Source organism: Streptomyces sp. NPDC096310 (assembly GCF_044763125.1).
Classification (GTDB): domain Bacteria; phylum Actinomycetota; class Actinomycetes; order Streptomycetales; family Streptomycetaceae; genus Streptomyces.
In genome coordinates, this window is the sequence record NZ_JBIWFO010000004.1 from 330,624 (window position 1) to 348,057 (window position 17,434).

7 protein-coding genes are annotated in these 17,434 nt (G+C 68.6%); 5 read left to right on the forward strand and 2 right to left on the reverse strand.

Annotation, left to right across the window (positions count from 1 at the left end; all coding sequences use genetic code 11):
• The first annotated feature begins 100 nt into the window (after positions 1-100).
• Together ACIQ7D_RS12465 and ACIQ7D_RS12470 are read left to right on the forward strand one after the other, a co-directional pair.
• On the forward strand, positions 101-1,069 hold the full coding sequence (locus ACIQ7D_RS12465; RefSeq protein ID WP_403936565.1) for a diacylglycerol/lipid kinase family protein: 969 nt from the start codon (positions 101-103) through the stop codon (positions 1,067-1,069).
• 316 nt (positions 1,070-1,385) lie between these two features.
• Positions 1,386-1,643, forward strand: coding sequence for a WhiB family transcriptional regulator (locus ACIQ7D_RS12470; protein WP_004937597.1), 258 nt, complete (start codon positions 1,386-1,388; stop codon positions 1,641-1,643).
• A gap of 200 nt (positions 1,644-1,843) precedes the next feature.
• Here ACIQ7D_RS12470 and ACIQ7D_RS12475 read toward each other — a convergent pair whose 3' ends face one another.
• Both ACIQ7D_RS12475 and ACIQ7D_RS12480 read right to left on the reverse strand, forming a co-directional pair.
• Positions 1,844-3,349 (reverse strand): PAS domain-containing sensor histidine kinase, encoded by a 1,506-nt coding sequence (locus ACIQ7D_RS12475; RefSeq protein WP_403937001.1) that lies wholly within the window; start codon positions 3,347-3,349, stop codon positions 1,844-1,846.
• A 409-nt stretch (positions 3,350-3,758) separates the two neighbouring features.
• A complete protein-coding gene (locus ACIQ7D_RS12480) occupies positions 3,759-4,832 on the reverse strand; it encodes an SIS domain-containing protein (RefSeq protein WP_403936567.1) in 1,074 nt (357 codons plus the stop codon).
• 234 nt (positions 4,833-5,066) lie between these two features.
• Here ACIQ7D_RS12480 and nagB point away from each other — a divergent pair, with 234 nt between their 5' ends.
• The 3 genes from nagB (at position 5,067) to ACIQ7D_RS12495 (ending at position 17,423) form a co-directional block, all read left to right on the forward strand.
• Positions 5,067-5,849 carry a glucosamine-6-phosphate deaminase gene (nagB, locus tag ACIQ7D_RS12485; RefSeq protein ID WP_403936569.1) on the forward strand — a complete coding sequence of 261 codons (783 nt, stop codon included), beginning with the start codon at positions 5,067-5,069 and terminating at the stop codon, positions 5,847-5,849.
• A 121-nt stretch (positions 5,850-5,970) separates the two neighbouring features.
• On the forward strand, positions 5,971-10,308 hold the full coding sequence (locus ACIQ7D_RS12490; protein ID WP_403936571.1) for a LamG-like jellyroll fold domain-containing protein: 4,338 nt from the start codon (positions 5,971-5,973) through the stop codon (positions 10,306-10,308).
• Between the two features lie 233 nt (positions 10,309-10,541).
• Positions 10,542-17,423, forward strand: a complete 6,882-nt coding sequence (locus ACIQ7D_RS12495; RefSeq protein ID WP_403936573.1) for a polymorphic toxin-type HINT domain-containing protein — start codon at positions 10,542-10,544, stop codon at positions 17,421-17,423.
• The last annotated feature ends 11 nt before the right edge of the window (positions 17,424-17,434 follow it).

Genomic DNA, 17,434 nt, shown 5'->3' on the forward strand with positions numbered 1-17,434 from the left:
GCAGGGTATCGGCCCGCGGACCTGGCCCCGGGGCCCCGCCCCCGTGCCGCCCCGCTGCCCGAGGACGACCCGCCGTGCCTCGGCCGGTAATCTGCTGGGCATGCGCGCACTCCTCGTGGTCAACCCGGCAGCAACCACCACCAGTGCCCGCACCCGTGACGTACTCATCCACGCGCTGGCCAGCGAGATGAAGCTGGAGGCGGTGACGACGGAGTACCGCGGGCACGCCCGCGACCTGGGCCGGCGGGCCGCCGACTCCGACGACATCGAGCTGGTGGTGGCCCTGGGCGGGGACGGCACCGTCAACGAGGTCGTGAACGGTCTGCTGCACAACGGTCCGGACCCCGAGCGGCTGCCGCGGCTCGCGGTGGTCCCCGGCGGCTCGACCAATGTCTTCGCCCGCGCGCTCGGGCTGCCGAACGACGCGGTGGAGGCGACCGGCGCGATCCTTCAGGCGCTGGAGGAGAAGAGCGAACGTACGGTCGGTCTGGGACTGGCGGCCGGGACGCCGGGTTCGGAGGACGAGGCCGTGCCGGCCCGCTGGTTCACCTTCAACGCGGGGTTCGGATTCGACGCGGGGGTCGTCGGCCGGGTCGAACAGCACCGCGAACGCGGAAAGCGCTCGACGCACGCGCTCTATGTGCGCCAGGTGATACGTCAGTTCCTGGACGAGCCGCACCGCCGCCATGGAATGATCACTTTGGAACGGCCGGGTGAGGATCCGGTCGAAGATCTCGTCCTGTCGATAATCTGCAACACCGCTCCCTACACTTACCTGGGGAATCGCCCGCTGTACTCGTCCCCCACGGCGTCCTTCGACCTGGCCCTCGATGTCCTCGGCCTGACCAGGATGTCGACCTCGGCGGCGGCCGTATATGGGACGCAACTGCTCACTTCGACCCCGGACAAGGGCCCCCACGGACGCCATGCGGTGTCCCTGCATGACCTGACCGACTTCACCTTGCATTCCAAGGCGCCCCTGCCTTTCCAGATGGACGGCGACCATCTCGGAGTGCGTACGAGCGTGACGTTCACAGGCGTTCGCCGTGCACTGCGTGTGATTGTGTGAGCGGAAGGGCCCAAACTCCTTTCACTCGAACGTTTAGGCTGGCATCCACCCCATGGAAGTACGGCTGTGACCTAGTCGACACCGAGGAATCAAAAAAAACTTTCCAGAAGGGGTTGTATCCGCCGCCGAGGTTTGCGAATCTCTACATGGCGCTCGGGACGGCCCGCAACACCGGCCTCCCTGAGAGCCAGAACCCCTCCTCGATGCAAGGACCCCGTCAGTTCCGCTGGCGGTCGACCCTTCCCTTGTCGAGGGATTCGTGAAAGCGTTCACATTCACAAGCAATCCGCACGTCACACCAAGAGAGGTAGCAGCCATGGACTGGCGTCACAACGCCGTTTGCCGCGAGGAAGACCCCGAGCTGTTCTTCCCCATCGGCAACACCGGTCCTGCGCTGCTGCAGATCGAGGAAGCCAAGGCCGTCTGCCGTCGCTGCCCCGTCATGGAGCAGTGCCTGCAGTGGGCGCTCGAGTCCGGCCAGGACTCCGGCGTCTGGGGTGGACTCAGCGAGGACGAGCGCCGCGCGATGAAGCGTCGCGCCGCTCGTAACCGGGCGCGCAACGCGACCGCCTGAACCACCCTTGTAACAGCCTCAGCCGGCGGAGCGTACAGCGTGTACGCATAGCCCCGCCCCCGAACCGCAGCGCGCAGTACCCCCCGATGCGCATCGCACAGTGAGCTTCGAACCGAGCCCCGGACCGTAGAACGGTCCGGGGCTCGATGCTGTGACCGGGTACGTACCTCCGCCGGCGCGGCCACTTCTCTGTGGCGCGGCTACTTCTGCGGCTCCACCGGAATGTCCAGCAGGACGCGCGTGCCGCGTACCGGCGCGGGCACCATGTCGAACGTGCCGCCCAACTCGCCCTCCACCAGCGTCCGTACGATCTGGAGCCCGAGATTCCCGGCCCGCTGCGGATCGAACCCCTCGGGCAGCCCGCGCCCGTCGTCCTGGACAGTGATCATCAGCCGGGTGTCCGATGTGCCCGAGGTGCCCGTACGGCGCTGCTTCTTCGCCGGCGAGTCCCCGCTGCGGACCGCGGAGACATCCACCCGGCCCTCCTCCCCCGGCGCGAAGGCGTGCTCCAGCGCGTTCTGGAGGATTTCGGTGAGGACCATGGAGAGCGGGGTGGCCACCTCGGCGTCCAGGATGCCGAACCGTCCCGTACGCCGGCAGAGGATCTTGCCTGGCGAGATCTCCGCCACCATCGCCAGCACCCGGTCGGCGATCTCGTCGAACTCCACCCGCTCGTCCAGGTTCTGAGACAGCGTCTCATGGACGATCGCGATCGAACCGACGCGCCGCACCGCCTCGTTGAGGGCTTCCCTGCCCCGCACCGAGTCCATCCGCCTGGCCTGGAGGCGCAGCAGCGCCGCGACCGTCTGGAGGTTGTTCTTCACCCGGTGGTGGATCTCCCGGATGGTGGCGTCCTTCGTGATCAACTCGCGCTCGCGGCGACGGAGTTCCGTCACATCGCGCAGGAGCACCAGGGAGCCGATCCGGGTGCCCTTCGGCTTGAGCGGGATGGTGCGGAGCTGGATGACGCCGCCGTTCCCCTCGACCTCGGTCTCCCGGGGCGCGTAACCGCTGGCCAGTTTGACCATGGCCTCGTCCACCGGGCCGCGGGCGGGCGCGAGTTGGTCGGTGGCCCGGCCGAGATGCTGTCCCACCAGGTCGGACGCGAGTCCCAGCCGGTGATACGCGGAGAGCGCGTTGGGGCTGGCGTACTGGACGACCCCGTCGGCGTCGAGCCGGATCAGCCCGTCCCCGACGCGGGGCGAGGCGTCCATGTCGACCTGCTGGCCGGGGAAGGGGAAGGACCCGGCGGCGATCATCTGGGCCAGGTCCGAGGCGGACTGGAGGTAGCTCAGCTCCAGCCGGCTCGGGGTGCGGACGGTGAGCAGGTTGGTGTTGCGGGCGATGACCCCGAGAACCCGGCCCTCGCGTCGTACGGGGATGGACTCGACCCGTACGGGCACCTCCTCACGCCACTCGGGGTCGCCCTCCCGGACGATCCGCCCCTCGTCCAGCGCGGCGTCCAGCAGGGGCCGGCGCCCGCGCGGCACGAGATGGCCGACCATGTCGTCCTGGTAGGAGGTGGGCCCGGTGTTGGGCCGCATCTGGGCGACGGAGACATAGCGGGTGCCGTCCCGGGTGGGGACCCAGAGGACGAGGTCGGCGAAGGAGAGGTCGGAGAGCAGTTGCCACTCCGAGACCAGCAGATGCAGCCACTCCAGGTCGGATTCACCGAGGGCTGTGTGCTGGCGTACGAGTTCGTTCATGGAGGGCACACGTGCGAGCGTACCCGCGGAACGGATCGGGGGAGCCCGTGGTCTGTACCGGAGGGTAGGCGGCGAATTAGGCTCACCGTACGCACCGCGGGCATGGACACCTCTGAATGGTCTAGTCCACAATGGGTGCAACAGACTTCCGCCCTCCCCGCACAGGAGGGTGGAGCGAGGTGCCGGCGCTCTCTGCCCTGACTGCGGCGGAACCTCTCCCCACGGCCGCCGGGACCGCACACCTGTCGGCCGTAGCAACTCCGGGCTGCGGTGCCGTACGGGTTGAGGGTCCCGTCGCGGCGCCGCGGCCCGCGGGTGTGTCCGGGGCCGGTACGGCCTACGGCCCTCGGCTCGACCAGGGGGCCCTTCAGCTCGACTCCGGGGCCCTTCAGCTCGACTCCGGGACCCTTCAGCTCGACTCCGGCGTCTTGGCCATCGTCCGGGGAGCGTCCGGGTCGTACCCCCGGGCGAGCGCGATCTCGTAGGCCAGAAGGTGGAGCGGCAGGATCTCCAGGAGCGGCTGAAGCTCCTCCCCCACCCCCTCCACCGGCAGGACGAAGCCCGCCGAGGCGGCGCCGACCCGCGCCGCGGGGCCCACCACGAACAGGTCGGCGCCCCGGCCGCGCAGCCGGTCCAGGACCGGGCGGAGGACTTCGCCGCCCTTTCCCTCGGGGACGACGGTGATCACCGGTGTCCGGTTGTCGATCACGGCGAGCGGGCCGTGCAGCAGATCGGCGCCGGAGTAGGCGAGCGCGGGAAGATAGCTGGTCTCCATCAGCTTCAGGGCCGCTTCCCTGGCCGTGGGGTACCCGTACCCCCGCGAGATCACCGCCATCCCGCCGGCGAACCGGTAGCGGGTGGCGAGCGCCCGCACCTCCTCGCCCCGGGCGAGGACCTGGTCCGCGAGGTCCGGTACGGCGGACGCGGCGCCCGTACCGTCGACGCCGCCGAGCCCCTCGGCGAAGAGGTAGAGCGCGAGCAGGGAGGCGGTGTACGACTTGGTGGCGGGCAGCGCCCGTTCCGCGCCGGCCAGGACGTCGATATGGAACTCGGCCACGGCCGCGAGCGCCGAGTCCGGGTTGTTCGTCACCGCGAGCGTGACCGCGCCCGCCTCCCGCGCCGCCCAGGTCGCGGCCACCAGGTCCGGCGAGCCGCCCCACTGGCTCACGCCGACGAAGAGCACGCCGGCGAAATCGGGGCGCGCGCCGTACGCCGTCATGGTGGACATGGACGCGAGCCCGCAGGGCAGCCCGCGCCGGATCTCCAGCAGGTACTTCGCGTACAGCGCGGCGTGGTCGGACGTGCCGCGCGCCGCGAGCAGCACGAAACGGGGCTTACGCGCCGCGATGGCGTCCGCCACCTCACGGATCCGGGGCGCCCCCTCGCCGAGCACCCGCCGCAGCACCGCGGGCTGTTCCAGCACCTCGGTGGACATGATGCGGCCCGGGTACTCGCTCGGCCCGGCGGGAAACGCGGCAGACATGCTGGGTGTCCTCCAAGTCACTGACGCCCCCGGTCACCAGTCGAACACGCCCGGTGGAGCCCCCGCCACCGGGCTCGGCCGCCTCCGCGCCCGCTTGCCTCTTTCCCTTACCTCTCTCCTTTGTCTCTCTCCCTTGCCTCTCTCCTTCGCCCGATCGAAGAATCGATCAGGCCCCCTCTGCTAGAATTGGTCTATACCACAAGAGACTCACCCATCAGAACGGCAGGGCCCAGCGTGGAAGTGGTCATCGTCCAGGACGCCGCCGCGGGCGGCGCACTCATCGCCGACAGCATCGCCGCACTGCTGCGCCGCAAGCCCGACGCCCTGCTCGGCGTGGCCACCGGCTCCACCCCCCTGCCCGTCTACCAGGCACTGGCGGCCCAGGTCAGGGCGGGCACCGTGGACGCCTCGGCCGCCCGGATAGCCCAGCTCGACGAGTACGTGGGCCTGCCGCCGGGCCACCGGGAGTCGTACCGCTCCGTCGTCCTGCGCGAGGTCGTCGAACCGCTCGGCCTGGACCCGAGCGCCTTCCTCGGCCCCGACGGCAGCGCCGAGGACGTACAGGCCGCGTGCGAGGCGTACGACCGGGCACTCGCCGAGGCGGGCGGCGTCGACCTCCAGCTCCTCGGCATCGGCACGGACGGCCACATCGGCTTCAACGAACCCTGCTCGTCGCTCGCCTCCCGCACCCGGATCAAGACCCTGACCCGTCGGACCCGCGAGGACAACGCGCGCTTCTTCGACAGCCCGGACGAGGTCCCCCACCACGTGATCACCCAGGGCATCGGCACCATCCTGGAAGCCCGCCACCTGGTCCTCCTCGCCACGGGCGAGGGCAAGGCGGACGCCGTGGCCCAGGCGGTCGAGGGCCCCGTCGCCGCCCTCGTCCCCGCGTCCGCGCTCCAGCTCCACCCGCACGCGACGGTGGTCGTGGACGAGGCGGCGGCCTCACGGCTGAAACTGGCCGACTACTTCCGCGCGACGTTCGCGTCCAAGCCGGACTGGCAGGGCATCTGACAGCTTCACCCCGCCCCGGCTCGGCCCGGGTAGGCCCAAAGATCTCTATTGACAACCCTGCGCGACGAGCAGTTAACTCAGCGAAGTTATGTACTTCCTGTGAGGCTTGGGGCGGGGATCCATGGGTGGGGTGTGGGGAAATCGTGATGTCCGGGAGAAGAGACGCAGGCGCGGTCCGCCGTACGCGGGAGGCCTGGTGTGTGGGCTCGCCGTCGTGCTGGCGGCGGGTCTCGTCCCGCTGACCGCTCTGCCGGCCGCCGCACGACCGGCTCCCGCGCCTGCCGGCTCCACGCCGGCCACCCACGCGAACCAGGACTCCGGCGACGGCGAGGCCGGCGCGGAGGCGACCACCGACGGTGCGCTCGCCGAGGCGAAACGTTCTGGCAAGCCGGTCGAGATCGCGTCCCTCCGCGGTGAACACAGCGACGTGTTCGCCACCCCGGACGGCGCCCTGGAAGCGCGCGAGTATCTGCGGCCCGTACGGGCCCGCGTCGACGGCGCGTGGCGGCCCGTCGACACCGAGCTGGCCAAGTCCCCTGACGGAACGGTCGCCCCGAAGGTGTCCACCGTGGGGATCCGGTTCTCGTCCGGGGGTGCGGACCCGCTCGTACGGATGGACAAGGCGGGGCGCGAGGTCGCGCTCTCCTGGCCCGGCTCCCTGCCCGCGCCGGATCTTGACGGCTCCACCGCCACGTACCGCGACGTGCTCCCCGGAGTCGATCTGCGGATGGGCGCGCAGGAGGACGGCTTCACCCAGCTGTTCGTCGTGAAGACGGCCGAGGCCGCGGCGAGCGAGAAGCTGGCCGCGCTCCGTCTCGACCTCGCCGCGGAAGGCGTGGACGTACGCGAGACGGCGGAAGGCGGCCTCGAAGCGGTCGACCAGGGCGCGCGGGGCGCGGTGTTCGAGGCGCCGAAGCCGATGATGTGGGACTCCAGCACCCCGGCCGGCGACGGTACGGGGCCGGCCCGCCGGCGGGCGGCCGTCGGGAGCGGCGAGGGCGAAGGCGCGGCGCGGGAACCCGGCGCGAGCGAGTCGGGCAAGCTGGCGGCCGTGGACGTGGCCGTGCCCGCGACGGGCGACGCCCTGGTACTGACTCCGGACACCGAGGTGTTGTCGGGCGCGGACACCGTGTACCCGGTGTTCATCGACCCGCAGTGGTACTCGCCGCGGGCGTCGGCCTGGACGATGGCCTCGGAGTACTGGGCGTCGTCCCCGCAGTGGAAGTTCAACGGCGAGTCGACGGCCGGTATGGGCTACTGCAACTGGGACTACTGCAAGCCGAACGACACCAAGCGGCTCTTCTACCGCATCCCCACCTCGAAGTTCGCCGGGAAGACGGTCCTGTCGGCCGAGTTCGTGGTGCGCAACACCTGGTCGGCGTCGTGCGGCGCGCGCAGCGTGGAGCTGTGGCGTACGAAGGACATCTCCTCCTCGACGACGTGGAATTCGCAGAAGGCCCCCGGTTTCTGGATCAAGGAGCTGCGATCCAGCTCCTTCGCCTACGGCTACGACGGGTGTGCGGCGAAGGACGCGGAGTTCGACGTGAAGCCGGCCGTGCAGGAAGCCGCGAACGGCAAGTGGTCCACGATGACGTTCGGGCTGCGCGCGGCCAGTGAGTCGGACGCGTACGGCTGGAAGCGCTTCTCGGACAAGGCGTATCTGCGAGTCAAGTACAACCGTCCGCCCCCGCAGATCAAGATGTCGCAGCTCGCGATGGAGTACGGCGGGACCTGCAAGAAGCCGGCGAGCGCGGCCAGGGTGCGGACCCTGGGCAAGATCTACGCGAACAAGGTGACCGACCCGGACGCGGACAACGTCTCCGTGCAGTTCCAGGCGTCCTGGGACACCGGGGACGGCAAGGGGATGGTGGCCCGCTGGAGCCCCGCCCGCACCACGGCGAAGCCGTCGGGGTCGAGCTTCTCGATCGGGCTGCCGTCGTCGATCCCGAAGAACAAGCAGGTGGCCTGGTACGTGCGCTCGTACGACGGGGCGCAGTACTCCCCCTGGTCGACCGCCGGGGATCCCACGGGCTGTTACTTCACGTACGACACGAGTGTGCCCCGGGCTCCGGCGATCACCTCCGGGGAGTATCCGGCCTCCGATCCGGAGGATCCGGACGACCCGTGGTCGGACGGGGTGGGCAAGTACGGCGCGTTCGAACTGAAGGCCGCCGACAGCGACGTGGTCAGGTACTGGTTCGGCGTCAACACCGACCCGTCCTCGAAGAACGCGCTGACCACCACGGGCGGCGCGGCGAAGACCACCCAAGTACTGCCCTCCGAGCCCGGGCTGAACTTCGTCACCGCCCAGGCCTTCGACACCGCCGGCAACGGCAGTGAGATCCGCACCTACCAGTACCGGGTCAAGGCCGGCCAGCCCGAGCGGGCCGCCTGGAACCTCGACGACCCGACCGGCGCCACTTCGGCCGAGGGCACGGCCGGCTCCCGCGTCGCCGAGCTGCGCGGCGGCGCCGCACCGGGGGTGGCGGGCGCGATCGGCACGGCGGTCTCGTTCGACGGGGTCGACGACTACGCGCAGACGGACATCCCCACGGTGGCCACCGAGAGCGGCTTCTCCGCGGCGGCCTGGGTGAAGCTGTCCAGGATGCCGGACACGGCGGCGATCATCGCCACGCAGCCGGGCAATCACAGCCCCGGTTTCGAGCTGTACTACTCCAAGTCCTACGACCGCTGGGTCTTCAACCAGTACCTCGCCGACTCCGCGGACTCCAACGCGGTACGCGTCATGTCGACGACACCGGGCGACGCGAAGGCCGGGACCTGGACGCATCTCGCCGGTACGTACAGCCAGACCGACGGCGAGCTGAAGCTGTACGTCCAAGGGAAGCTGGTCGGCACGACCCCGTACACCACGCCGTGGGACGCGCGCCGCGGACTCCAGATCGGCGCGGGCTCGTACAGCGGCCGGCCCGCCTCGTTCTTCCCGGGGACCATCGACGACGTACGGATCTACGACAAGCCGCTCACGGCCACCGAGGTCACCCGCCTGCACACCAAGCAGCCCATCGGAACGGGCCGCCCGGCCCGCGCGGTCTTCCCCCTGGACGAACCGGCCGACGCGACCCGCGTCACCGGCCGCGCCGACGTCCACCCGGCCGTCCTCAAGGGCGGCGCCACCCCGGGCCGCGCCGGGATGACCGGCAAGGCGCTGACGCTGGACGGCAAGGACGACTACGCCACCGCCGCGGCACCGCACGTCAACAACCGGCGCAGCTTCACGGTCTCGGCCTGGGCGAAACTCTCCAAGACCAAGCCCGACCACGCGGCGATCATCGCGACGCAGGCCGGGGACCACAAATCCGGCTTCGAGCTGTACTACTCCAGCTCCTACGACCGGTGGGTCTTCAACCAGTACATCTCCGACACCCCCGACTCCAACGCCATCCGCGCCATGCAGGCCGAGGGCAGAACCGCGTACGGCGGCGAATGGGCCCACCTGGTGGGCGTCCACGACACCGTCGCCAACCAGCTCACCCTGTACGTCAACGGCGTCGAGGCGGGCCGCGCGGCCGTCTCCGAAACCTGGTACGCGGGAGGCCAGGTCCAGATCGGCGCCGGTTCCTACGAGGGCGAGCCCGACTCGTCCTTCCCCGGCCAGATCGACGAGGTGAAGATCTTCGACCGGCCGGTCTCGGCGGACGAGGTACGGCAGTTGTTCAAGCAGAGCCCGGTGGTCAAGGGCCGCTGGAACTTCGAGGGGGCCAACAGCGCCACTCCGGCCACCACGCCCGACCTCTCCGACGAGAACAACCCCCTGAGCCTGTCGGGCGGAGCCCGGATCGGCACCGGAATGATCGACTCCAGCGGACTGGAACTGGACGGTGTCGACGACTACGCCGCCACCAGCACGGTCCCCATCGACACCAGCTCCAGCTTCACCGTCACCGCGTGGGCCCGCGGCGCGGCGGTTCCGACCAAGCCTGTGACGGTCATGAGTGGCGAAGGCACCGACCGGAGCGCGTTCGGCCTCCGCTTCGTTCCCGACAGCAAGCAGGCCGAGGGGCTGGGGCGGTGGGAGGTGGCGCTGCCCGACTCGGACGGCAGCGACGCGACCGTCCGGCTGGTGGGGAACACCGAGTTCTACGACATGCGTGACTGGAACCATCTGGCCGTGGTCTACGACGGGTTCGCGAAGGAGGCCCGCATGTACGTCAACGGCGTCCTCCAGGAAGCCGCGTGCGGTGACGAGGACGGCGACGGCCCGACGGATGACACGTCGTGCGAAGACCTCATCTCCTGGGCCGACGACGTACTGACCTTCAAGGCCGGGAAATCCCTCCAGGTCGGCAGGGTGAAGACGGCGGGCAAGTGGGGCGAGTACTTCCCCGGCTCGGTCGACGACGTATGGACCTTCCAGGGGGCTCTCAGTGATGTCCAGGTCGAGAAAATGACGAATTCGTTCTTCGACATCCCCACCGAGGTGCCCTCCGGCGGCTGATCTCCGGGCGGGGCGCGTCCGACCGGTCTGTCCGAGCGCGCCCCGCCAGACGCTCCTTTCGTTGCCCCTCCCCTCTTCCCTGCTTTCATCCTCACTCCGCTCCTCCTCCTTCCTTCTCCTTCCTTCATGGTTCGCGCCGTGCCCGCCTTCTTACGGGCATGCGGCGCCCGGCAGCGATGGACACCCACATGAGATCCCGCTCCACTCGACTTTCCGGGGTGCTACTCCGGCGCATGTCCCTGGCCGTCTCCACGGTGATGGTCGCCACCATTCTGCAGAGTGCCGCGATACCCGCTCAGGCGGCGAGCAACAACCTGCCCGGTCTGCCGGAAGCGGAAAAGCCGGTGGCCGGTTCGTACGGTGCCAAGGCCATCCCTCGTACCCGACCCTCGCAGCCCGTCGGGCCGCTCCGGGCGCCGCGCGCGTCCTGGCCCGGTGCGTCCTCCGCCGTGGTGCGCGTCCCGGGTGCCGGCGCCGAGGGGAAGAGCGGTTTCGCCAAGGCCGGAAACACTCCCCTCGCCGTCGCGGCTCCCGATCCCTCCGACGCGGCGTCCGCGCCCGGCTCCGGCTCCGCGAAGTCGTCGCGTACGAAGGCGACGCCGAAGCGCGCCGTACCGTCCACGGTGGCCACGCGCGTGTTCTCGCGTGAACAGGCCGACCGGGCCGGTGTGAAGGGCCTGCTCTTCAGCGTCGAGGCGACGGCGCCCGCCCGGGAAGCGGGCACGAGGAGCGGAGAGAAGGCCGCAGTCGCCCTCAGTGTCGACTACGCGGACTTCGCGGAAGCCTTCGGCGGTTCGTACGCCTCCCGGATGCGGCTGATCGAGCTCCCGTCCTGCGCGCTGACCGCCCCCGCCAAGGACTCCTGCCGTACCTCCACTCCCGTCGCCGCCGCCAATGACACCGCGGCACAGACGCTGACCGCTCCCGCCGTCCCGCTCAGGGCCGCGGGAACTCCCACGGTCCTGGCAGCGGTAGCGGCGGCGGAAGGCGACAAGGGCGATTACAAAGCCACCGCCCTGTCCGCGTCCTCCTCCTGGAACACGAACCTCAACTCCGGCGATTTCTCCTGGTCCTACGACATGCCGGTACCGGATGTGCCCGGCAGCCTCATGCCGAAGGTCGGGCTCTCGTACGCGTCGGGCAATGTCGACGGACGGACGGGAAGCACGAACAACCAGGGTTCCTGGGCGGGTGACGGCTTCGACCTGTGGCCCGGTTCCATCGAACGCCGCTACAAGCCCTGCTCCGACGACGGCGAAAAGAACGCCGACGGCAACAAGCCCGGGGACCTGTGCTGGGCCTACGACAACGCCTTCCTTTCCTTCAACGGAAAGGGCGGCGAGCTCGTCCCGGTCAGCAAGGACGAGTTCAAGCTCAAGAAGGACGACGGCACAAAGATCACCCGCCTGCGGTCCACCAACCGGGACAACGGCGACAACGACGGTGAATACTGGCGCCTGACCGCCCCGGACGGCATCCGCTACTACTTCGGCTATAACCGGATGCCGGGCTGGACCGAGGGCAAGGAGACCACCGACTCCACCTGGACCGCCCCCGTCTTCGGGAACAACACGGGCGAGGAGTGTCACGCCGACACCTTCAAGGACTCCTGGTGCCAGCAGGCCTGGCGCTGGAACCTCGACTACGCGGTCGACACCCATGGCAACGCCATCGCCTATCACTACACCAAGGAGTCCAACTCCTACGGCCGCAACCTCAAGGCCGACGACAACACGACGTACACCCGTGGCGGCCACCTCAAGCGCATCGACTACGGGCTGAAGTCCAACCGCATGTTCGCGGACAAGCCGTTGGCACAGGTCGTCTTCACCAACGCCGAGCGCTGCCTGCCGCAGTCGGGGGTGACCTGCGACGCCTCCACCATCGGCGACAAAGCGTTCTACTGGTACGACACTCCCTGGGACCTCAACTGCGCGCCCGGCGCCAAGTGCGACAACGGCCGCCTCTCGCCGTCGTTCTGGACTCGCAAGCGCCTGACCGAGGTCACCACCCAGACCCTGGCCAACGACGGAACGTACGCAAAGGCCGACAGTTGGCGGCTGGGCCACCGCTGGGGCATGGCGGACACGGACTACCAACTCCTGCTCGACTCGGTCCAGCACACCGGAGAGTCGGCCGCACCCACCATCACCCTGCCGAAGACGACCTTCGCCTACACCCAGTTGGAGAACCGTCTCGACAAGACAGGCGACGGCTACGCACCGTTCATCAAGAGCCGCCTGTCCACGGTGTCCGACGAGTCCGGCGGCCAGACGGACGTCAACTACTCGGCGCCCACCTGTGACTGGAACGCCCTGCCCACTCCGGAGACCAACACCACCCGGTGCTTCCCCCAGTACATCGGGGACAGCGATTCGAACGAGCCGATGCAGTGGTTCAACAAGTACGTGGTCACCTCCGTCACCGGCACCGACCGAACCGGCGGCGCGCCCGACAGCGTCACGCGCTACCAGTATCTGGACGGCGCGGCCTGGCACTTCGACGAGGACGACGGGCTGACCAAGGAGAAGCACCGCACCTGGTCCCAGTGGCGCGGCTACGGTCACGTCCGGGTACAGACGGGCGGACAGGGTGACGCCTCGGCCATGAAGTCCCAGCAGGACACGTACTTCCTGCGCGGTATGGACGGAGACCGAGAGAAGAAGAGCGGAGGCACCAAGGCGGTATCCGTCTCCCTGGGCGAGGGGGAAGGCGATCCGATCACCGAACACCCCTCGACGGCCGGCCTCAACTACAAGACCGTCACCTTCGACAAGCCCGGCGGCAAGGTCCTCGCCAAGTCGGTCAGCCGTCCCTGGCACCACGAGACGGCGAAGAAGGTACGCGACTGGGGCACGGTGACCGCCGACTTCACCGGCACCTCCGCCACCAAGAGCTGGCAGTCGCTCGACGACGGCGCCGGCGCGTCCTGGCGCGTCACCTCCACCGCTACCAAGCGGGACACCGTCGCCGGCCGGGTGATCCAGGTCCACGATCTCGGAGACCACGCCACCGCCTCCGACAACCAGTGCACCCGGACCAGTTACGCGGCCGAGGGAGACACCGGCCTCCTCAACGCGGTTTCCCGCGTCGAGACCGTCGCCGCGACCTGTGACGCAACGCCCGACCGTACGAAGGACGTCATCTCCGACGTACGGACCGCCTACGACGGCGGTGCGTACGGGGCGGCGCCCACCAAGGGCGACATCACGGCCAAGGCGACACTCAAGAGCCACAACGGCACCAAGGCCACCTACCTGGAGAGCGGCTCCACCTACGACGCGTACGGCCGGGTCGTCACCACGACCGATCTGACCGCAGAGGTCACCGCGGAGGGCGACGGCACTCCGGCACTCACCGCCCGCGGCGACGGCCGTACGACCACGACCGTCTTCACCCCGGCCACCGGCTTCGCCACCCGGATCGTCACCACCTCGCCCCCCGCCAAGGCGGGCGACGTCTCCACCGTCCAGACCACGACCCAGGACCTCGGGCCCCGAGGTCTGCCGGTGAAGCTGACCGACACGAACGGCAACGTCACCGAGTCCACGTACGACGCGCTCGGCCGTGCCGGCAACATCTGGCTCGCCGACCGGCGCAACACCCAGACGCCCAGCTACGGGTTCAGCTATCTGATCGCGGAGGGCAAGCCCACCGCCATCGCCACCAAGGTCCTCGACAACAACGGTGGGCAGATCACGTCCTACACCCTGTACGACGGTTTCCTCCGCGAACGCCAGACCCAGGCTCCCGGACCGGACGGCGGCAGCATCCTCACCGATGTCTTCTACGACGAACGGGGACAGACCGCCAAGACGTTCGCGCCGTACTACAGCACCGGAAAACCGTCGAGCACGCTGTTCCGGCCCGAGAACGCCCTCAGCGTCGAGACCCAGACCCGCACCGCCTATGACGGGCTGGGCCGCGCGACAGAGACCCGTCAGATCGCCGGAAACGGGGACGGTGGCACCGTGCTCAACACGATCAAGACCCTCTACGGGGGCGACCGCAGCACCGTCATCCCGCCGGTCGGTGGTATCGCCACGACCACAGTCGTCGACGCCCGCGGCCGGACCACCCGGCTGCTCCAGCACCACGAGCGCAGCGCCGACGCGCCGTACGACACCACGACGTACTCCTACACCCCGCGCGGTGAAATGGAGAAGATGACCGGCCCGACCGGTGCCGTCTGGAGTTACGCCTACGACCAGTTCGGTCACCAGACCAAGGCGGTCGACCCGGACAAGGGCACCACCACCAGAATCTACGACGACCGGGGCCAACTCACCTCCTCCACCGACGCACGCGGCACGACGCTGGTGAGCGGTTACGACAACCTGGGCCGCAAGACATCCCTGCGCGAAGGCTCGTCCACCGGCACCCTGCGGTCCGCGTGGGTGTACGACACGGTCGCCGATGCCAAGGGCCAACTCGCCGAATCCACCCGCTACGTCAACGACCAGGCGTACACGTCCAAGGTCACCGCCTACGACCGGCTCTACCGGGCGACCAGGTCCGCCGTCGTCATCCCCGCCACCGAGGGCAAGCTCCAAGGCACGTACCAGGCCGCCGGCACCTTCAAGCCGTCCGGGCTGCCATCAGGTGTCAGCTACTCCGCGGCGGGCTCCCTGCCCGGTGCCGTGGTCACGTACGGCTATGAGGACGATACGCTGCGGCTCACCGGCACTTTCGGGCCCGGAATCAGCGGCAGCGTCAAGTACAGCCTCACCGGCAAACCCCTCCAGTACGCCATGAACCTGGCCGACGGCGGCAAGAAGACGCAGGTCACCAACGTCTACGAGTGGGGAACCCAGCGGCTCGCCACCTCGCGCGTGGACCGCGAGGAGCAGAACGGCGTCGACCGCAGTGTCGGCTACCGCTACGACGAGGCGGGCAACGTCCTGTCGATGGCGGACGTCTCGCGCACCGGCACCGACAACCAGTGCTTCACCTACGACTACCTCGGCCGCATGACCGAGGCCTGGACGCAGAACACCACCCAGTGCGCGGCCACCCCGGCAACGGCCAAGATCACCGGCCCTGCGCCGTACTGGCAGAGCTTCACCTACGACAAGGCAAGCAACCGCGCGACCGAGACCCAGCACAACCCGGCCGGTGACACCGCCAAGGACCTCAAGCGGACGTATGCCTACCCCGGGGCGGGCAAGCCGCTGGCGCACTCGCTGACCTCCGTCACCAACACCGCGCCCACCGGCACGAGTACGGACGACTACACCTACGACCAGACCGGTAACACCACCGGCCGCCCGGGTCAGAAGCTCACCTGGGACGCCGAAGGCCACCTCTCCAAGGTCACCGAAGGCGCCAAGACCACCGAGTACCTGTACGACGCCGACGGCAACCGGCTCATCGGCCGCACCGGCACGGAGAGCACGCTCTACCTCGGGCACACCGAAATCGTCCTGGCCAAGGGCGCCGACAAGGCGAAGGCAACCCGCTACGTCGAACTCGGCGGCGGCAACGCCGGCATCCAGAACGACGACGCCACCTGGTCCTTCACCATCGCCGACCACCATGGCACGGGCCAACTCGCCATCAACGCCGCCGACCTGTCCCTCACTCAGCGCCGAGCCCTCCCCTTCGGTGCCCCCCGGGGCGACACCCCGAAGGCATGGCCCGGCACACGGGGTTTCGTGGGCGGCACGGACGACACGAAGGCCACGGGCCTCACCCACCTGGGAGCCCGCGAATACGACCCGTCCACGGGCCGCTTCGTCTCCGTCGACATGCTCATCGACCCGAAGGACCCCGAATCCCTCAGCGGCTACGCCTACGCCCACAACTCCCCGGTCAGCTATAGCGACCCGAGCGGCCTGAGCGATCCTGGCGGCACCCTGTGCGGGATCACTTTCCCGTGCAATGTCTCGGAAAAGGGGAATGACAAGTGGATACCGGACGAAAAAGAAAGATGGGAAAAGAGTAAGTCCGGCAATACACTTACGCCCGGCGGCGGCGGAGACTGGGAGATCGAGGCCTCGAACAACGCAGACTTCGACGGCGACGGGTTCATCAATGTGTATCCCGGGGTGAAAATATCCGCCAAAACAACCCCAAAGGTATCCAAGGCGTTTATCGTCGCCTTCTACGAGCGCGTGGAAGAATGGTGTGGAAGCAGCGGGCTCACATGTCTGGAGGAATACCCGGACATCTACACAACCGCCATGCTCGCCTACCGTGCATGCTCAGCCAGTAAATGCCCTGACAGAAAAAACATCTTCACCGATGTCATACGCGCAGGCGCCGAAGAGATCTTCGCGTACGGCCCACTCGGTGCAGGAAGAGGAGCGCCTGGCGGTAAGGGCAAGACAGGGAGCAAGGGCTCCGGATGCACCCAGTGCTTCCTGGCCGGCACAGACGTCCTCATGGCCGACGGAACGACCAAGGACATCGAAGACGTCGAAATCGGTGACATGGTGCTGGCCACGGACCCCGAAACGGGTGAGACCGGCCCCCGGGAAGTAACCCGCCTCATCGTCACCGAGGACGACAAGCACTTCAACACGCTGTCCATCGCGACCGAGGACGGCATCGAAGAACTCACGGCAACGTACGAGCACCCGTTCTGGTCCCCTTCCGAGAAGCGCTGGCTGGACGCGGGAGACCTCGAAGCGGGGATGACTCTGCTCACCGACGACGGCACCACGGTCATCGTCACCGGGAACCGTGCGTTCGAACAGCGCGCCAGAACGTACAACCTGACCGTCGCCGACATCCACACGTACTATGTGCTGGCGGGGGCCACTCCGGTACTCGTTCACAACAGCAACTGCCCAAATTGGGCCGCCAATAGCGTGAAGACGTGGGGACACACATTCAAGACTCATGGTGCCGGAGCGAAGAACACGAAGGCTCTGACCGATCGCGCTCGTAGTACCGGGAATCAGCAGGGTCAATGGCTGGATAATGACGGCGCTGCAGAGTTCTTGAAGGGACTCCATGTCGAAGGGGCCGGTCCCAGGTCGGTGCGCATTCCGGATGGGTTGGGGCAGGTGATCATGCCGGATGGGAGTATCGCCCAAGCGCGGGCAGCTACCATCGTCCCAAGTCCAAATGGACTGTACAAGACGGGATTCCCGATTATTGGCCCGAACTAGGAGGCTGGTAG

Excerpts from the sequence above, each read along its gene's own strand:
- ACIQ7D_RS12465 (WP_403936565.1), top strand. The coding sequence starts at position 101 with ATGCGCGCACTCCTCGTGGTCAACCCGGCAGCAACCACCACCAGTGCC.
- ACIQ7D_RS12470 (WP_004937597.1), top strand. The coding sequence starts at position 1,386 with ATGGACTGGCGTCACAACGCCGTTTGCCGCGAGGAAGACCCCGAGCTG.
- ACIQ7D_RS12475 (WP_403937001.1), bottom strand. The coding sequence starts at position 3,349 with ATGAACGAACTCGTACGCCAGCACACAGCCCTCGGTGAATCCGACCTG.
- ACIQ7D_RS12480 (WP_403936567.1), bottom strand. The coding sequence starts at position 4,832 with ATGTCTGCCGCGTTTCCCGCCGGGCCGAGCGAGTACCCGGGCCGCATC.
- ACIQ7D_RS12490 (WP_403936571.1), top strand. The coding sequence starts at position 5,971 with ATGGGTGGGGTGTGGGGAAATCGTGATGTCCGGGAGAAGAGACGCAGG.
- ACIQ7D_RS12495 (WP_403936573.1), top strand. The coding sequence starts at position 10,542 with ATGTCCCTGGCCGTCTCCACGGTGATGGTCGCCACCATTCTGCAGAGT.